Origin of the sequence: Pseudomonas sp. D47, from assembly GCF_045447305.1 — a bacterium.
Taxonomy (GTDB): domain Bacteria; phylum Pseudomonadota; class Gammaproteobacteria; order Pseudomonadales; family Pseudomonadaceae; genus Aquipseudomonas.
Genome location: NZ_JBJGXU010000012.1, coordinates 1 through 18,223, shown reverse-complemented (window position 1 = coordinate 18,223; position 18,223 = coordinate 1). Strand labels below are relative to the sequence as shown.

Below are 18,223 nucleotides of genomic sequence, written 5' to 3'. Positions count from 1 at the left end.
TTATTCCCAATTGCCCAGGTCGGCGCTGTAGCCATCGCCGCCCGGCTGGCCGTCCTGGCCGAAGAAGATCAGGTCGAAGGCGCCGTGTTCACCGGGGTAGCGATAGCCGAAGGCATGGCCGAACGGGTCCTTGAGTTCGGAAGGCTTGGCGTAGGGCCCGGCCCAGCTGGAAGCATTGGCGGGCTTGTCCACCAGCTGTTGCAGGCTGTTGGGCGGTGCGCCGACGTCCAGTGCATAGCTGTCGACTTTCATGCTCAAGCCGGCCAGTTGCGCCTTGCCCGCGCCGTACTTACCCTTGTCCACATTGCCGCCGACCTGGCGCACCACGATGGTTGCGACAATGCCCAGCAGCACGATCACCGCGAGCATTTCCAGCAAGGTAAAACCGCTTTGGCGGCGTGCTGATCTGGGCTGAAGGTGTCTCATCGGTATAGCTCCTTGAAGGTTCATATGTTGCTGGTCAGGCTCATCAGCGGCAGCATGATCGCCAGCATGATCACCGCCACCAGCACGGCCATGACCACGGTCAGGGACGGCACCAGCGCAGCAAGCAGGCGGTCGATGCCGCGCTTGGCCTCGACGTCGAACACCTCGGCAACCTTGAGCAACATGCTGTCCAGTTCACCGGCTTGTTCGCCGACTTCAATCATTTGCAGGGCCAGTTCCGGCAACAGCGGCTGAGCGCCGAACGCACTGGCGAGGGTGCCGCCGCCTTTTACCGATTCCGCCGCCTCCGCCACCTGGGCCTGCAAGGCGTGGTTGGTGCAAACTTGCCGGGCGATGACCAGCGCTTGCAGTAACGCCACGCCATTGCTGAGCAAGGTGCCGAGGGTGCGGGTCAGGCGGGCCGCTTCGACCCGTTGCAACAGCGGGCCGATCACGCGAACGCCGAGCAGGCGCCGGTCGTAGCGTTGCCGCCGCAGCGGATCGCGCAGGCGTGCCGCCACCAGCCAGCTGGCCGTGATAATCGCGGCCAGCAGCACCAAGCCATAGGCACCAAGAAACTGGCCAAGGGCGAGAATCACCTCGGTGATCAGCGGGATAGGCACGCCCAAATCCTGGAAAATCGGCACGAATTGCGGCACCACGTACGCCAGCAACAGCGCCAGCGAACCCAACACGCCGACCACCAGGAACGCCGGGTAGATCAGCGCATTGATCACTTCGCCGCGCAGCAACTGGCTGCGCTCCAGGTAGTCGCTGAGTTGGCGCAAGGTGCTTTCCAGCGCGCCACCGGCTTCACCGGCGCGCACCATGCTCAGGTACAGCGGCGAGAAGCTCTCGCCCTCCTCCTCCAGCGCGGCGGATAACGGCTTGCCCGCCTTGACGTGGTCGCGGATGCGCTCGATCAGCGCGCGCACCTGGGGTTGGCCGGGCTGCTTGAGCAGCAAGCTCAGCGAGCGCTCCAGCGGCTGACCAGCGCCCAGTAAGGTGGCCAGTTGTTGGGTAAAACTTACCAATGCGGCGCCCTTCAATTGCCCGCGCGTGTTGCGCAACCTCGGGCTGCCGGCCGCTTCGATGTGCAGCAGCAACAAGCCGCGCTTGTGCAGCACGGCGATGGCGGCAGCTTGGTCCTGGGCTTGCAGCGTGCCGCTCTGGGCCACGCCCTGGCTGTCCAACGCGCGAAACTTGAAGCGGCTCACGCGCCGTCTCCACGGGTCACGCGCAGCACTTCTTCCAATGAGGTAATGCCCGCCAGCGCCTGGCGCAAGCCTTCTTCATGCAAGGCGCGCAAACCGGCGCGGCGCGCGGCCTGCTCCAGGGTGGCGGCGTCGGCGTGACGCATCAGCAGGCTGCGCAGTTCGTCGTTCATCACCAGCAGTTCGGTGATTGCGCTGCGGCCGTGGTAACTGCCTTGGTAGAGCAGGATCGGGCGTTGGTCGGTCAAGCGATCCAGGCCATGTTCCTCGATCAATTCCGGCGGTGCTGCAAACGCCACGCGGGTCGCCGGGTCCAGGCGCCGCACCAGGCGCTGGGCGAGAATGCCGCTGACCGTCGAGGCGATCAGGTAGCTTTCCACGCCCATGTCCAGCAGCCGCGTGATGCTCGCGGCGGCGCTGTTGGTGTGCAGGGTGGAGAGCACGAGGTGGCCGGTGAGCGAGGATTGGATGGCGATGCGGCAGGTTTCCAGGTCGCGGATTTCGCCGATCATGATCACGTCCGGATCCTGGCGCACGATGGCGCGCAGCGCGCCGGCGAAGTCCAGGCCGATGGCGGGTTTGACCTGGATCTGGTTGATGCCTTCGAGTTGGTATTCCACCGGGTCTTCGACGGTGATGATCTTGCGTTCGGCGGTGTTGAGCCGCGAAAGCGCGGTGTAGAGCGTGGTGGTTTTGCCGGAACCGGTGGGCCCGGTGACCAGCAGGATGCCGTGGGGGCGTTCGAGCAGGTCGAGAAACGCCGCCAGGCGCTGGCCGTCAAAGCCCAGGCTTTGGAAGTCGAACTGCACGGTTTGCCGGTCGAGTAGGCGCATCACCACCGACTCGCCAAAGCTGGTGGGTACCGTGGACACGCGCAAATCCAGTTCCTTGCCCTGGATGCGCAGCATGATCCGCCCGTCCTGGGGCAGGCGCCGTTCGGCGATGTCCAGGCGCGCCATGATCTTCACCCGCGAGATCACCGCCGCCGACGAACTGGCCGGCGGCGCCTCGGCGTCGTGCAGCACGCCGTCGATGCGGTAGCGCACCTTGAGCTGGTTTTCGAAGGGTTCGATATGGATATCCGACGCGCGCTGTTCCACCGCGCGCTGCAGGATCAGGTTGACCAGGCGGATCACCGGCGCTTCGGAGGCCATGTCCTTGAGGTGTTCGATATCCTCCAGCGCGCCGCCCTGCTCATCGAGGTTTTCGATCAAGGTGCCCATGGCGGAGCGGCCCTGGCCGTAGTAGCGCTCGATCAGCGTGTCGACTTCAGTGCGCGGGCCGATGGCCAGCCACACCGGCACCTGGCAGGCGTAGGCCAGGGCCTGAAAGGGATAGAGTTGCGCCGGGTTGGCCGCCAATACGCGCAGACCACCGTGGGCCCAGCCCATGGGCACCACTTGGTAGTGGCGCATAAAACGTTCGGTGAGTACGGGCAAAGGGTCGAGCAACGGCGGCGCGGCATCGGCCAGCAACAGCGGCGCACCCAGCAGGTCGGCCCAGGCGCGAGCCAGTTCGAGTTCCGAGACCAACCCCAGGCGCGTGAGCAACCCAACCAGGTCGCTGCCGTCCGTGGACAAACGCCGAGCACGCTCCAGGTCGACGGTTTTCAACCCAGCGTGCCGCATCAGCCACGCGCACACGTGGTCGGTGTGCGGGATCTGCAAATGGCAGGCATCGGTGGGTGTTGACGACATGATGTGGGGTGTCTAGTTGCGAGAAAGTATGGCTATTTGGAACTAGTGGCATTGCGAAAACAGTGCCATTAGTTCGCCACGCCGCAGTCGGAGTTAACTGGGTTAATCGACTGGAAGTTGCAAGTCTAGTTCCGGAAGGCGGGAAACAAACTGAAATGAATAGGCTGGGGCTGTCCTGGCTTTCCTGTACAACCCTTGATTTACAGGCCTCGCAGACGAGAACCGGGGCTGGCTAGTTGCAATTAGCCACTTCGCTAGTTATTCAGGCACTCTCACGCTCAATCAAACGACACGCCAACCTATTCAAGCGCTGAACTTCGCCCTCAACCGGAACAACATCAAAACTTGGCAACTGAGGTCAAAAAATGTGGGAGCGCGCTTGCTCACGAAGAAGGCATGTCAGTTCATGTATTCAGTGACTGATACACCGTGATCGCAGGCAAGCCAGCTCCCACATTTTGAATTGCGTCAGGCTTGAGGGCGGGTGCTCTTCTCCACCAGACACATCGGCGTGCCGGCCACCGGCTCCTGCATGATCTGCACTTGCACATCGAACACTTGGCGCATCAGTTCGGCGCTGATCACTTGGGCCGGCGCACCGTCGGCGACCAGCTTGCCAGCGTGCATCACCGCCAGGTGGTCGGCGTAGCGGCAGGCCTGGTTGATGTCGTGCAGCACGGTGATCACGGTTTTGCCTTCGGCGGCCAGTTCGCCCATCAGGTCGAGCAGTTCGACCTGATGGCTGATGTCGAGGTAGGTGGTGGGCTCGTCGAGTAACACCACCGGCGCGTTCTGCGCCAGCACCATGGCCAGCCAGGCGCGTTGGCGCTGGCCGCCGGACAAGTCGGCCAGGGCGCGGTCGGCCAGGGCGTCCAGTTCCAGGCGCTGCATGGCTTGGGTCACATGGGATTGATCGCTGCCGCTCAGGCGGCCCCACAGCGAGTTATGTGGGCTGCGGCCGTAAGCGACCAGTTGGCGCACACTGACACCTTCCGGCACCGGCAGCACTTGGGGCAAAAACGCGATCTGCTGTGCCAACTGGCGGGAGGTCAGGCTGGCGTAGGCTTGGCCGTCCAAGGTCAATTCGCCCTGGGCGGGCTTGAGGATGCGCGCGAAGGCCTTGAGCAACGTGGACTTGCCGCAACCGTTCGGCCCGATGAGTGCAGTAACGCGACCCGCTGGCGGTGCGAACGACAAACCCTGCACGATGCGCGTGGCGCCGTAGCCGATGTCGAGTTGATGTGCCTGCAGAATGCTCATGTCATCAGCCCTTGAACCGTGCCAGTAACCAAAGAAAATACGGCGCGCCAATCACCGCCGTGAGAACCCCCGCAGGGATTTCGCTGGGCGCGATCCACTTGCGCCCGAGGGTGTCGGCCAGCACCAGCAACAGCGCGCCGATCAGCATGGCGGCCGGCAGCAGGTACTGGTGATGCCCGCCCACCAGCCGCCGCGCCATGTGCGGCGCGACCAGGCCGATAAATCCAATCGGCCCGATCACCCCGACGCCCAGGCTGGTGAGCACCACCGCGCAGGCCATCGCCAACCAGCGTGTGCGAGTCAGTGCGGTGCCGAGGCTGTGGGCGGCTTCGTCGCCAAGGGCAATCAGGTTCAGCGGTTTGGCCAGGCACAGGCCCAGCGGGATCAGCAGCAGGAACGGCAGCACCAACGCGACGTGGTGCCAGTTGCGGCTCCACAAACTGCCGGTCAGGGCGAGCAAGGCGGTGTTGATGTCCAGCGGATGGGACAGGATCAGGAACTCGGTGATGCTGGATAAAGTCACCGCAATCGCCACACCGGACAGCGCAAACCGTACCCCGGAAAAACTCACGCCGGTGTTGTACAGCGCCAGCAACAAGGCGCCACCGGCACCCCCCAGACACGCCACCAATGGCAGCCAGGCAATCGGCAGGTGCGGCCAGCTGATGATCGCCACGGTCAGCGCCAGCCCGGCGCCTTGAGTGACGCCGAGGATTTCCGGCGAGGCCAGCGGGTTGCGAATCACACCCTGCACAATCGCCCCGGCCAAGCCGAATGCGCAACCGGCGAGGATGGCGATCAGGCTGCGCGGCAGGCGATGGTTCCAGACTTCGAAGTCGAGGGTGTTGTGGGCCAGCAGACGCTCCAGCACCGTTTGCGGCGTGAGCCACACGGTGCCGGCGCTGAGGCTGATAAAGGTCGCGACCAGCACCCCGCCGAGCAGCAGCCACAGGCGTAATCGTGGCTGAGTCATAACGCGCGCCTGGCCAGAAAGAGGAAGAACGGCGCGCCGATCAGTGCGGTGACCACACCGGCGGGCGTTTCCACTGGAAAGGCCACGGCGCGGCTGAGCAAGTCGGCGCCCAGCACGATCACCGCGCCCAACGCCGCACTGAGTGGAATCAGCCAGCGGTAGTCATTGCCGAGAAATTGCCGAATGATATTCGGCGCGATCAGCCCGACGAAACCAATCGGGCCGACGGCGCAGACACTCGCACCCACCAGCAACAGGCTGGCGATAAACACCTGCAAGCGCAGGCTGCCAATGCCGACGCCCAACGAGCGTGCGGCGTCTTCGCCGAGGTTGATCAGGTTCAAGCGCGGCGCGCACCACAGCGCCCACAGGCCGCCGATTAGGGTGCAAGGCCAGAGCAATTGCACCTGGGCCGCGCCGACGTTGGCTAACGACCCAGCCAGCCAGTTCAGCACGCTTTGTGCCTGGGCCTCGACCAGAATCACCGTGAGCCGGGTCAACGCTGCGCACAATGCGGCGACAGCCACGCCGGCCAATACCAATCGACCTTGGGCGGTGGTCGGCGACCACGCACCGCCAAGGCTGAACACGGTGACCCAGGCTAATGCGCCGCCCAGGCAGGTCATCAACAATGCACCACCGGCAAAGGGTGGCGCGACCAACCCGGTCGAGAACAACGCCAACCCCAACGCCGCACCCGCCGTCACGCCAAACAGCGACGGCGAGGCCAGGCGGTTGCGGGTAATGCCCTGCATCAGCGCACCGGCCAGGCCCAGGCAGGCACCGACCAATGCCGCGCACACGGCCCGAGGCACCCGCAGTTGGGCGACAATATAGGCCATATTGCCGCCCACGCTGCCCTGATGAACCAGGCCATTCCACGCATCTGCTGCGGTGATGGTGAACGGTGACCAGCTGTACAAAGACAGCCAGAACAGCAAGGCGCCCAGCAGCACAATGCTTGCCGCCGCGAGACTTCGCCCCATGCTTATTGGCTCAATACGGCTTTGCCGCCTTTGAGAATGGCCAAGGCATCTTCGGCGATTTGCTCAGACGCCAAGACACCGCGATTACGTGCCCAGCTGTCGCCATCGACTTCAGCCACGTGGTGATTGCGCACGGCACCGAGCACCTGCCACAGCGGCTGCTTGCTCCAGGTGTCGACAATGCTTGGGCGACGGTAGTGACCCACCAGCAACCAGCCCGGGTCCAGCGCGAGCAGTTGTTCCAGGCTGACAAATTCGGTGGGGGCGGCCTTGGCGCGTACCGACGGCACTTTCAGGCCGATAGCCTCCAGCACACTGCCGGCGTAGGAGTCCGGGCCGTGCACGGAAAAACTGTCCTCGCGCGCGACGCCGAACAGCACGCTGGCACCCGCGGGGATCTGTTTGGCGATTGCCTGCAAGTGCTCACGGTTCTGCGCGATGCGCGCCTCCATCTGCGGGCTTTTACCGAGCGCCTTGCCGATCAGCTCGGCGGATTTCAGGCTGCCCTTGTAGTCCTCGCCGCGCGATGGCAACAGCAACGTCGGCGCGATGCTCGACAGGTCGCTGTACAGCGCCTGGTGGCGATTGAGGTCGGCGACGATCAGGTCCGGCTTGAGCCGGGCGATTTCCTCGATGCTCGGTTGCGAGCGTAGGCCCACGGATTTCCACTGGCCGATGGCCTGGCGCACACGCGGCAATACGCGGTTGGCATCGCCATCGTCGGCGGCACCGACCGGGGTGACGTCAACGGCGGCGAGGCTGTCGAGGAAGGAAAACTCCAGCACCACCACGCGCTTGGGCGCATCCGGCAAGTGCACCGCGTGCTGGCCGTCATTGAGGTCGATGGGGGCAGCGCTTAACACGCTTGAAGAGAACGCCAGGAGGCAGGCGGCAAGGGTCGGGATGGAGCGCAGCATTCGCATGACAAGGACCTCGGCGTTGGAACATCCCAGCTAGACCGGCTGGGGAAAACGGCGGGTACTATTCCATATTGGGGCGATGCAATCAAAAAACATTCTTATTAACGCTTTTTCATTTACAGCCGCTGCGCACATTCTGTGGCGAGCGGGCTTGCCCCGCGTTGGGCTGCGCAGCAGCCCTGATACGGTCACTGCGTTCTTTCAGTCAGAATTAAGTGGCAGGTTTTGGGGCCGCTTCGCAGCCCAACGCGGGGCAAGCCCGCTCGCCACGACAGCCTCGCTCGCCACAAGAAGCCTGCAGATTGCGCCGTTAAAAGTCGACGGTGGCCGAGAGCAGGTACGTACGCGGCGTCGACAGGGTTAAGCCCGGCTCACTGTCATCCGAGGCCCCGGCCGAGCTCCAGTAGCGTCTATCGGCGACGTTCTCGACATTCGCCCGCAAGGTGATGTGCTTGTCATCGACCTTGAAGGCGTAGCGCGCGCCCACGTCGATACGGTTCCAAGCATCGATTTGCTTGACGTTGGACTGGTCCAGGTACTGCGAGCTGGAGTAAATGCCGCGACTGGTCAGGGTCAAACCCTCGAGCGTCGGCACATCCCATTCAGCCCCCAGGTTGACGTTGTACTTGGGCGTGGCCGGTGCGCGGTTGCCGTCGTAGGTGCCGTTGGTGGTGTGGGTCAGTTCGCTGTCGATGTACATCACGCCACCGAGCAGGCGAAAGCCCTTGAGTGGCTCACCGAACACGCTGACTTCCACCCCGTCGTTCTGGCGCTTGCCATTGGGCCCGAACACCCGCGTGGTGGCGTTGGTTTCATAGGCGGGCTGCTTGATGCGGAACACGGCGGCGGTGAGGGCAAAGGCCCCGGCGTCATATTTGGCGCCCACTTCGACCTGGCGGCTGATAAACGGCGGGAAGATTTCATCTTCGTTGATCGACGTAGACGGTGCGATCTTGCCCTGGCTCAGGCCTTCCATGTAGTTGGCGTACAGCGACAACTTGTCGGTGGCTTTGAAGAGGATGCCGCCCGATGGCGAGATTTTTTCCTCGTCATAGGCAGTGTCGCCTTTGACGTTGTCGCTCCAGTCGTCCACTTTCACCCGCTGCCAGCGCGCGCCGAGGGTCAGCAGCAGGCGGTCGTCGAAGAAGCCCAGGGTGTCGGAGAGTGCCACGCCGCTGAACTTATTCTCGGTGTAGACCTTGGCGTCGAAACGTGTGGGCCGCGACGGCGTGGGGGTTTGCACCGGGTTGTAGAGGTTGCTCGACGCTGGCGCATAGCGCGCACCGCCGTTTTCAAAGTCCATATAAAAGTAGCTGGCAGCCAGGTTTAACTCATGGCTGACGGGCCCCGTGTGGAACCAACTGCGCACACCCGCCGTGGCGGTCCGCACGTTTTCGTCGCGGGTGAAATCACGCGGCTGCACGCTGAAACCCCCGGCATTATCGGTGACGGATACTGCGTGGCGCAGGAAGTCGTGATTACTTTTACGCGCGCCCACGCCGCCGTAGAGCATCACGCTGTCACTGAGGTCGAACTCGCCGTTAACAGTGCCAAACGTGTCATTGGTGCTGGCCTTGCTCCAGGATTGCGCGTAATTGCGGCGCACGTCGTTGGCACTCGGCACCCTGGCATTCGGCCCGACCTGCACGCGCTCCTGCGGGGCGTCGGTGTCGCGTTCGGTGTGGCCGATGTCGGTGGAAAGGCGCAGGCGTTCGCCACGAAAATCCAGGCCCAACACGGCCATCTCACGGTCGACGCTCTGGTGATCCCATTCGGTATCGCCGGACTGCTTCACGCCATTGAAACGGATGCCGAACTTATTGTCCTCGCCAAAACGCCGGCCCACATCCACTGCGCCGCCCGCCTGGCTGCCGGAGGCCCAGGTGCCGGTGAACGAGTTGATGTCTCTGTCGGTGGCGCGCTTGGGCACCACGTTGATCCCACCGCCCACACTGCCGCGCGGTGAGATGCCATTGATCAACTGGCTGGGGCCTTTGAGAATGTCGACGCGCTCGGCCATTTCCATGTCGATGGTGTACGTCGGCAATACGCCGTAGAGGCCGTTGTAGGCCACATCACTGTTGAACAGGCTGAAGCCGCGAATGGTGAACTGCTCATAACGCCCACCGGCCGGGTTGGTGGCGCGCACCGATGGGTCGCTGGCGATCAGGTCGCCGAGGGTGCGCGCCTGCTGATTCTTGACCGCCTCCTCGGTGTAGGTGGTCATGCTGAACGGCGTTTCCATGAAATCCCGCGAACCGAGCAAGCCTTGCGAGCCACGGCGTGCCACTTGGCCGCCCGCGTAGGTATCACCGCCCTCAAGCCCGGTGGTGGCGACGATCGACGTTGGCGCCAATTGCAGGCTACTGCCCTCCGGCACCGGCACCAGCATGTAGGCCTGATCACCCATCGGTTGCAGCTGCAGGCCGGAGCGTTGCAGCAAACGCGCAAAGCCCTCCTCCACGCCGTACTCGCCAACCAAGCCACTGCTGCTGCGACCGCTGACCAGCGCGGGGTCCACCGACAGATTGACACCCGAAAGCCCGGCAAAACGGGTCAACGCCGAGCTGAGACTGCCCGCCGGAACCTGGTAGCTGCGGCGAGCGGCGCTGTCTTCGGCATAGCTGAGGGGGATGAACAACGGGCTGGCGCTGAGGCTTAGCATCAGGCTCAGGTTCAGCAGCGGGCGCAGGCGCAAGGGTGAGACGGCGGGCATTGGCGGAAGCTCTCGATTTAATTCTCTTACCTGGAATGACAGGCGAGGTGAAAAAAAGGGACAGCCTTCGATAGTTTTTCTACCGGTGGTGAAGTATCGAGCTAAGGGCGCTGGTGCTCTCGCAAGTCGAGACAATGAGCAAGAAGATCAACCGCGATCAAACGGTCATTGAGAAACTGACTCACGAGATCACCCAACTCAAGCGATTGAAGTTTGCCAAGCGTAGCGAGCAGATGAATCCTGAGCAGGCCAGCCTGCTAGATGACCTGATTGATACCGATATCGCGGCGGTTGAAGCAGAGCTTCAGGCGTTGCAAACAGTGCCAACGACGACTGAGAAAAAGCAAAAGCCCAAGCGCACAAGGCCGATACGTTAAGCACGCTTCAGGCTGAACTGGACGCGACGAAGATGGCACGGAAAAAAGTAGAGGTTCATTGAGGTCGTTTCGGTCAAGCCTGCGAAGTAGAGATAAATATCTTGCGCGATCGGGCGACTGATCTGCGGCCGCAAGGGTATCGATCAACTGGCCTTGAATTGGCGGACACGGCGGCTTGATGACCGTCCAAAGGTGCAGTTTATTGGTCCGGCGCCCTCATGATTCCTGGTAAGGCGCCGATAGTTCCAGATGATACTGTGTTTGCCGTTCGCCTAGGGCGCCGGTTCTCTTACTCCCCAAGGAGACGGCCATGCGCCTGCTGCCTGTAAAAGTCATGTCGCGCTTCAGCTTGGCGATGGGCGCTATCGTGCTGGTCACCGCCGGCTCCATCTACGCGGTGATGGTGCTCAGTGGCGAGCCCAAGCTGATCGCGTCGAATACCCAGAGCGCGCAGCAATCGGCGGTGGCCATCGCGCGCCAGTTGACCATCAAGCTAGCCGAAATCGACGGACGGGTGGGTGCCATGGCCAGCCTAGGCGCGACCCTGCCCAACGACGTGGAGCTGGTCAAGCCGAGCCTTGCGCGCATCATCGATTCCCAGGGCGACACGGCGGTGGCCGGCGGTGGCCTCTGGCCCGAGCCGAACGCCTTCACTCCCGGTGTCGAAAGGCGGAGCTTCTACTGGGCGCGCAACCAGGGCAGCCTGGGCTACTCCGAGGAATACAACGCGCCACAGGCCGAGGCCTACCATGCAGCCGACTGGTACGCCCAGGGGAAGACCGGCAAAGATGGTCACTGCAATTGGTCGGACGCCTATGAGGACCCGATCAGCAAGATCCTGATGACCACCTGCACCATTGGCTACACCCGCGAGCAGCGCTTCGCCGGGGTCGCCACCATCGACCTGACCCTCACCGGCCTGGCAGACTTTCTCAAGGCAAACGGCAACGTGACCGGCGGCTATGCCTTCGCCCTGGACACCTCGGGCAAGGTGCTCTATTTCCCAGTCGGCCAAGGTCAGGCTGTAGCCGACGAGACCGGCTTGCTGAACAGCGCGCCATGGTTCAACAACGTGACGCAATGGCGCAAGACCGGCCAGCAGCAGGCGCATACCTTCGCCATTGAGGACGACAGCCGACTCGGCTCGGCCGGCTACGTCAGCCTGACGCGCATCAACGCCAGTGGCTGGGTGATTGGCCTAGTCACGCCGAAAGCGCAGATGACCGCGATCGCCAGCCGCCTGACCATCGACATCCTCACTACCCTGGTACCAGTGCTGCTACTTATTTTCGGCTTGGCATGGCTAGCGGGGCGCACGCTGCTAAGGCAGATCGACGAAACCACTCTGCAAATCAACCGTCTGGGCGAGCAGCAAGGCGCCGGCGCGGCCGAGCTGGATATTCTGCGTGCGGATGAAATCGGCCTGCTGCGCGGCGCGGTCAACCGCTACGCCGGCAGCCTCCGGCAGATGCTACGCACCATTGCCGATGAGTCCTCGAAGCTGCTACGCCAAGCCGACGACGTTGCGCGGTTGTCGGTAGTCATGGCCGAGCGGGCGGAGACCCAACGCCTGGACAACACCTTGCTCGCCACCGCTGTAACGGAAATGTCGTCGAGTGCCCAGGAGGTCGCACACACCACCAGCGACTGTTCCAACACTGCCGAGAAATCCCTCCGTACAGCGCGCGAAAGCCAGGGCCACGTGACCCAGAACAGCCAGGCCATCGTCTCCCTGAGCAGCGACATCGGCAGCGTGGCCACCGCGATCACCCGCCTCGGCCAGGATATCGAAGGGGTTAGCGGAGTACTCGACGTAATCAAGTCGATCTCCGCGCAGACCAACCTGCTCGCGCTCAATGCCGCCATTGAGGCCGCCCGGGCCGGCGAACAGGGCCGCGGCTTCGCCGTGGTGGCCGACGAGGTGCGCACCCTGGCTGGACGCACCCAGGTTTCGGCGGACGAAATCCAACAGATGATCGCCGAATTGCGCCAGGCTTCGGTCACCGCCGTCAGCACCATGGTCGCCGGCCAGGAGCGTACCCGCTCGGTGGTGGCCCAGGCCGATCTGCTGGCGACCTCGCTGGGCACCACGGTGCTCGGCTTCGACGATATCGTTCAGCGCACGCAGCAGATTGCCGTGGCGGCCCAGGAACAGAGCCATGTGACTCAGGAAATCAATGAGCTGGCCGTGCGCATCCATACCGCCAGCGAGGAAGGCGCCCGCGACGCGGCCAGCCTAAGCACCCTCAGCCAGGGCATGCAGGACTTGTCGCTGCGCCTGGGGGGCATGAGCCGTCAGTGATATGGGCGCATGAACCGCCCGTGTTGAGTCCTAAGTGTTACCGCCAATGTAAAAGTGCCCCTCTGGAGGTCCCTTTTTGGTTGGCGTTGACACCTAAGCACCCTTGCAGGCGCCGGGAAAGGCTCGACTGCCCAGCTCTGTAGGCCTGGAGTGATTAGATGAAGGAGCAACGCAAGCTTACTGCTTATCCAAGGACCACCCACCCAGCGCAGGAGAACGCACGTGACAGGGGGGTTACCAACACTCGGCTGAATAACCTCCATTCCTCGGCGCGATAACCCAGCAGTGCCTCACAGGCGTCACTGACAAACGCAATCTGGTTGCCCAGGTCGACGACGAACACCGTGTCCAGCTTCAGGTGGATCAATTTTGGATAGAGCGCTCGTAAATCAACGGGCATGGGCTTCAGTGTCCGCTTCAGATAGCGCGATCAAAGCCTTAACGTGATGGGCGGCGGCAAGCAATCCCATTCGATTTGACCGTTATCGGATGGCCTGCACACTTCCCAGCTCATCAATGAGGGTCATTTTTCCCTATTGGTTGATCGACGTGCCAAACGCATCGGCTCGGCAAAGGCGCCGGGCCGTGAAGAGCCGTGCTTAGACGAACGTCAGGACAGTGTTGAACACCAGTGCTGCGACAAAGCCAAGAGGCGCTGCGCGAAACAGGAGCTGCTGGAACAGTGAGCTGCGGCTCTGCTCCGTGGTACATGAGCCTAATATCAAGCTGCCACCCGAGGAGAACGGCGAGATGGCGGTGGCTTGAGCGCCCACGACGATGGCCACGAACAGGATCATCGGATCGAGCCCCAGTGCCGTGGCAAGCGGTGGCACCAACGGGAACAGCGCCGGCGTCACCACCCCCAGCGTGCTGGAGAACAGCGACATGAACGCCGCCACCACACCGAAGACAATCGGCACCATGATCGGCGCAATGCTATTGCCCATCCACGATGCCAGCAAGTCGATGGTCCCAGCCTTGATCGCGACCGAAATCAGCATGCCCACACCGCAGATCATGATCAACGTGCCCCAGGGCACGGACGCCATGGCCTTGCGTTCGTCGCCCAGTTTCAGCAAGAGCGCGATCACCGAGAACAGGCTGGCGATCAAACCGATGTCCATCTTCGAATTGATGAAGCTCACCGTGGAGTTGTCCGGGAAGACAATTTGCGCGATGGGCGCCGCCAGCACGATCACCATCATCGCCAACGTCAGCCACAGGGTGGCTTTCTGCTCGCGGTTCAGCGGCGTCGGCACGGCGACCGCATAAGCGCACGCCTTCATCGCCTTGCCGTGGCCGGTGAGAAACACCAATACCGAAATCACCGCCAGCGGTATCACCAGGGTACTGGCGAAAATCGCTGCGGCGTTGATAAAGGCCTCGTTTTCCGGGATGCCGGCATTGGCCATCAAGCCACGAAAAATGATACCACTCTGGCTGGAGACGAAGTTGGCTCCGCTCAAAGCGCCATAGTTGACCGCCATGCCGCCCGTGATCAGGCTCATCCCGGTGCGCTCACACAGCAGCAGCGTGATGGGCGCCATGAACGCCAGCACTGTGTAGTAGCCCGCCCCCATCGCCGAGAGGGTGGTTGCCGTGAAGAAGACCGCGAACGGCAACAGTTGAGGCATCGACCGGCATCGATAAATCAGATGCTCCGCCAGTTTTTCAAGCGTGCCATTGACGGTGGCAAAACTGTAGAACAGACAAACCGAGAAGATGATGAAGAAAATCTTCAGCGGCCACAGGCTGATGACTTCGGACGGGCTCAACCCCATGCCGTAACAGCCGATCAGATAAGCAAAAGCGATGGCGAACAGACCGATGTTGATCTTGGTCTTGTAACCCAGGGCGACGGCGACAACGATTGCCGCGACGACGAGCAGGCTCATCATGATGGAAGTCCTATTATTGTTATTGATCGTTTAGCGTGAAATGTCGAAGCCAAACAGCTTCGCTGGGTTGTCCTTGAGCACATGCGCACGCTCGGTCGCGTCCGGCAGCAAGCCTTCGAGGAAAGCCACTTGCCGGGCATAGTCCGTCTGCTGTTCAAACTGAGTGTTGGGCCAATCGCTGCCCCAGACGAGTCGCTGGAGACCGCCACTCGCGTCGCGCACCAGAGCCAGCGCATGCGATGCCTGGGCCAGATCGGATTGACTGCGGTACGCGGCGGACAGCTTGAGCCACACCCCGTCATCGTTCAGCAACTCAAGAAACGCCTGATGGTTGGGGTGCCCGGCATTGATGCCCCCCGTCGGCAGGCCGAAATGATCAATGACCACGGTGACACCGCAGGCCCTGATGGCCGATACGATCAGCGCCAGGTCATCGATGCCGCGCTGAATTTCCACTTGCCATCCCCGCAGCGCCAACCGCTGGAACAGAGCGGTCCAGGCTGGGCCGCTGTAATCCGCCAGCGCCTTACCAATGAGATTCAAACGGATGCCGACTACACCGGCTTCGGCCAATTCGTCCAACTGGGTTTCGCTGACGTCGACATCCACCACCGCCACCCCACGCAAGCGCTGCGGATAACGGCGCAACGCGTCGAGCATGAAGTGATTGTCGGTGCCCAGAAAGCTCGGCTGAATCAACACGCCGTGTGAAAAACCGTGGCGATCCAGATGATCCAGGTATTGCTCCACCAAAGCGTTGTAACGCGGGCTGTAGCGACGGTTGGCAACCATCGGCAGATCCTGGCGGAAGACGTGGGCGTGCGTGTCCACACCGGTGAAGGCAGGCGGGTGAAGGCTGGTCATAAACAGATAACCCCGATCGTTTGTTGTTATGGCAAATCACCTGCCGCCCCTGAGAAACCAGGCCCTTTGGCCCAATCTGTCATCATCAGTATGTGTGTAGACGTCGCAAATTCATATATATGACTAGATCACCATATATTCAGGGATAGATATCTGTCAAACCTCACGCAGGTGATAAAGTGGCTCCGCATGCCGAAAAGGAATCAAAGAAAAATGAACACCCCTACCCTCGGATACGACGAGCGCTTGCCGCTCTATCAGCGCCTGCGAGAAGAAATGCTCGCCAAGATCGGCACTGGCGAATGGATGCCAGGCTCGCCCATCCCCACGGAGGCCGAGCTCACCAAACACTATGGTGTGGCCATCGGCACGGTACGAAAGGCCGTGGACACGCTGGTCAATGAAGGCCTGCTCCTGCGCAGCCAGGGCCGTGGCACCTACGTGCGCCGCCCCAACTTCGATGCCTCACTGGCGCGATTCTTCAGGCAAGTGAATGCCGCGGGTGGACGCGAAATACCGACCAGCCGCATCCTGGCAAAGAACCGGCAAAAACCCTCACAGCCGGTGGCAACAGCACTGAAGTTGCAGGACGACGAAGACGTCGTGCACCTGGAGCGGCTGCGGATGGTTGAAAGCCGCACACTGTTTCACGAGGATATCTGGCTCCCCGTCACACGGTTCGGCGCATTGCTGGACATTAATTCCGAAAGCTTCGGCAAACTGCTCTACCCGTTTTATGAAACCCAATGCGGCCAATGTATCGGCTCGGCGACCGAGACCCTCACCGTGGAGCAAGCCGACCGGGCCATCGCCAAAATCCTTTCGATCAAAGAAGGCGCCCCGGTCGTCACCATCGAGCGCACCGCCCTGGGCTATGACCGCTCCCCGCTCGAATACCGAATTTCCCGCGCAGCGGCCGAGGGGTTCAGGTACCAGATCGATATCTCATGAACCCAGTGGCAAGGCGGCCCGGCGCAGCAACGCTTGCCGTCTTTACCGAGGATGACCTGGTCGGATTCATCAACGGCGACCGCATCGCCATCTTCGTTAAGGGTGAACACGCCCTTGGCGCGCAGGATGATGTCGTCGGTTGCTTCGGGCAGCGCGCCGGCTTTCAGTGCAGCACCACGTACCGAATCGCCCAGGACTTTGCCCTGGAACTTGGCAGCGAAGGACTCTGCCTTCTCAGCGCGCTCGCTGATGGCCTTAAGCCATTTATCGTAGTCACCGCGCAAGCGCTCGGTGCGGCGGTTGAAGAATTCATCCACATTGCATGCTGGTTGACCGTACTTGTCGGTCGCGTGAGCCAGGTGATAGCGCTCGTGTTCGATGAGTGCGCAGAACTCAAGGTCGTTGCACTCGGCGCAGTAGTCAGTAGCCAGGGCGATGATGAAGGCCGGCACATCGCCGAACCAATCACGCATCTGTTGCTCCATCCGGGCTTTCTGCCAGCCGCCGGCGCGGAACGCTAGCCGTTCGGCCTGGCCCAGGACTGTTCTGCCCTGCTTCTCGAAGCTCGACGACGCCCACATGATCCGAATGTCTGCATCCAGTAGATGGGCGTGATCTTCGTTGTGAATGCTGCCGGTGGCGGCAAGGATCTGGGCCTGAAGCCATTCCCACACATCAGGAGCCGGAGTCAGTCGGATGCCAAAGTCGGAAAGCTCGGACAGCTCAAGAAGTGACGATGGTGGGTATGGCCTTTCCATGGATCACCCTGAACTTGAAATTGTGGCGTGTTACGGGTATTGGTGACGGCTTCAAAAAGCAAGGAAGCTCAATTCAATGTCTCGTATTAAATGCATTTGCCTTAGCGCTCTCGCAGTCGCAACCCTCTCAGGATGCGTTACTGCCCCTACCTGGGTTAACAGGGGGCCAGTAGATCTAGACGCTTGGAACGGCCTGATGAATTGCTATACCGACGCCAATATCATCGACGGCGAAAGGGTAGAAGGTACGATCTGCGCCACGCAGGAATCTGGTTTCTTCGGAGGCGGCGAACCGGAGGTGTATTTCGGACCTTGGAATCGCAAATTCATGAAAGAGTATGCGAGCGCAACGACTGCTGGTGTAGCTCAGGACTGGAAGGGTAAAAAGGTGTTCTTGCAATGCGCCCCCACACTCGCGATTGATAACAAAACAGTTTCGAAGCGCTTTTGCAAGGTTACGGTCAACGACCAGTTGCTGGTTAGCGCAACCGTCAAATACGTGAAGTAAAACGAGGCCTCTCAGGCCCGCCGACTCTCAGCCCGGCCCGGCAGGCACGTTCGATTGCCTCCCCGTCAGGTTGCTTAGATGTCATAAATTGTCTCGGTCTGATTAAGTAGTGGCTGAAAGCGAGGTATCAGTAAGTGCATTTAGTTGAGGTGATTTGAAAGGCCTTAGTCTGGAAGATGTGTAGGTGTCCCACTTAAACAGGTGTTACCTATGCGAAAGTCCATCCGAGCAATAATCCTCATCACTCTGGCACTGCTACCAACCTCAATTCACCATGATTCAGGTTTGCGCGTAGGCGTGTCCGCGCAACTCAGCGACAACTAAGCCCTGAGGCGATCCAGCAGCCCTTGCTGCGTCGATTGCCTTGGCGATG

Annotated in this window: 14 protein-coding genes and 3 pseudogenes; 5 read left to right on the top strand and 12 right to left on the bottom strand. The window is 61.6% G+C overall.

Features of this window, described 5'->3' with window-relative positions; all coding sequences use genetic code 11:
• From gspG to ACI77I_RS10815, 8 genes are all read right to left on the bottom strand, one after another.
• Entirely contained in the window at positions 1–426 is a 426-nt protein-coding gene (gene gspG / locus ACI77I_RS10850) for a type II secretion system major pseudopilin GspG (protein WP_406997474.1), read from the bottom strand.
• A 20-nt stretch (positions 427–446) separates the two neighbouring features.
• Complete coding sequence (gspF, locus tag ACI77I_RS10845) at positions 447–1,643, bottom strand: type II secretion system inner membrane protein GspF (RefSeq protein WP_406997473.1); 1,197 nt, start codon at positions 1,641–1,643, stop codon at positions 447–449.
• Positions 1,640–3,337: a type II secretion system ATPase GspE gene (gspE, locus tag ACI77I_RS10840; protein WP_406997472.1), complete on the bottom strand. Its 1,698-nt coding sequence runs from the start codon at positions 3,335–3,337 to the stop codon at positions 1,640–1,642. Before gspE ends, gspF begins: the two co-directional genes overlap by 4 nt.
• A gap of 468 nt (positions 3,338–3,805) precedes the next feature.
• Positions 3,806–4,597: a Fe(3+) dicitrate ABC transporter ATP-binding protein FecE gene (gene fecE / locus ACI77I_RS10835; protein WP_406997471.1), complete on the bottom strand. Its 792-nt coding sequence runs from the start codon at positions 4,595–4,597 to the stop codon at positions 3,806–3,808.
• 4 nt (positions 4,598–4,601) lie between these two features.
• On the bottom strand, positions 4,602–5,570 hold the full coding sequence (locus ACI77I_RS10830; protein ID WP_406997470.1) for a FecCD family ABC transporter permease: 969 nt from the start codon (positions 5,568–5,570) through the stop codon (positions 4,602–4,604).
• Positions 5,567–6,556, bottom strand: coding sequence for an iron-dicitrate ABC transporter permease FecC (gene fecC / locus ACI77I_RS10825; protein ID WP_263273584.1), 990 nt, complete (start codon positions 6,554–6,556; stop codon positions 5,567–5,569). The genes ACI77I_RS10830 and fecC overlap by 4 nt, the downstream gene beginning before the upstream one ends.
• A gap of 2 nt (positions 6,557–6,558) precedes the next feature.
• Positions 6,559–7,473, bottom strand: a complete 915-nt coding sequence (locus ACI77I_RS10820; protein WP_406997525.1) for a Fe(3+) dicitrate ABC transporter substrate-binding protein FecB — start codon at positions 7,471–7,473, stop codon at positions 6,559–6,561.
• A 313-nt stretch (positions 7,474–7,786) separates the two neighbouring features.
• Positions 7,787–10,192 carry a TonB-dependent siderophore receptor gene (locus ACI77I_RS10815; protein WP_406997469.1) on the bottom strand — a complete coding sequence of 802 codons (2,406 nt, stop codon included), beginning with the start codon at positions 10,190–10,192 and terminating at the stop codon, positions 7,787–7,789.
• 95 nt (positions 10,193–10,287) lie between these two features.
• Between ACI77I_RS10815 and ACI77I_RS10810 the strand changes: the two are divergent.
• The 3 genes and pseudogenes from ACI77I_RS10810 to ACI77I_RS10800 all read left to right on the top strand — a co-directional run.
• Positions 10,288–10,554 (top strand): annotated as a pseudogene (locus tag ACI77I_RS10810) (transposase); the annotation flags it as partial.
• Between the two features lie 325 nt (positions 10,555–10,879).
• Positions 10,880–11,482: pseudogene (locus ACI77I_RS10805) on the top strand (cache domain-containing protein); the annotation flags it as partial.
• Positions 11,483–11,788: 306 nt separating this feature from the next.
• Positions 11,789–12,871 carry a methyl-accepting chemotaxis protein gene (locus tag ACI77I_RS10800; protein ID WP_406994571.1) on the top strand — a complete coding sequence of 361 codons (1,083 nt, stop codon included), beginning with the start codon at positions 11,789–11,791 and terminating at the stop codon, positions 12,869–12,871.
• Between the two features lie 262 nt (positions 12,872–13,133).
• Here ACI77I_RS10800 and ACI77I_RS10795 read toward each other — a convergent pair.
• The 3 genes and pseudogenes from ACI77I_RS10795 to ACI77I_RS10785 all read right to left on the bottom strand — a co-directional run.
• Positions 13,134–13,271 (bottom strand): annotated as a pseudogene (locus tag ACI77I_RS10795) (PAS domain-containing protein); the annotation flags it as partial.
• 199 nt (positions 13,272–13,470) lie between these two features.
• A complete protein-coding gene (locus ACI77I_RS10790; protein WP_406997468.1) occupies positions 13,471–14,769 on the bottom strand; it encodes an SLC13 family permease in 1,299 nt (432 codons plus the stop codon).
• 30 nt (positions 14,770–14,799) lie between these two features.
• Positions 14,800–15,633, bottom strand: coding sequence for an amidohydrolase family protein (locus ACI77I_RS10785; RefSeq protein ID WP_406997467.1), 834 nt, complete (start codon positions 15,631–15,633; stop codon positions 14,800–14,802).
• A 213-nt stretch (positions 15,634–15,846) separates the two neighbouring features.
• Here ACI77I_RS10785 and ACI77I_RS10780 point away from each other — a divergent pair, with 213 nt between their 5' ends.
• Positions 15,847–16,584: a GntR family transcriptional regulator gene (locus ACI77I_RS10780; RefSeq protein ID WP_242151055.1), complete on the top strand. Its 738-nt coding sequence runs from the start codon at positions 15,847–15,849 to the stop codon at positions 16,582–16,584.
• Here ACI77I_RS10780 and ACI77I_RS10775 read toward each other — a convergent pair.
• The gene (locus tag ACI77I_RS10775) at positions 16,506–17,342 is read right to left on the bottom strand and encodes a putative metallopeptidase (protein ID WP_406997466.1); all 837 of its coding nucleotides are present in this window, start codon (positions 17,340–17,342) and stop codon (positions 16,506–16,508) included. The genes ACI77I_RS10780 and ACI77I_RS10775 overlap by 79 nt on opposite strands.
• 196 nt (positions 17,343–17,538) lie before the next feature.
• Here ACI77I_RS10775 and ACI77I_RS10770 point away from each other — a divergent pair, with 196 nt between their 5' ends.
• Positions 17,539–17,850: a hypothetical protein gene (locus ACI77I_RS10770; protein ID WP_242151058.1), complete on the top strand. Its 312-nt coding sequence runs from the start codon at positions 17,539–17,541 to the stop codon at positions 17,848–17,850.
• The last annotated feature ends 373 nt before the right edge of the window (positions 17,851–18,223 follow it).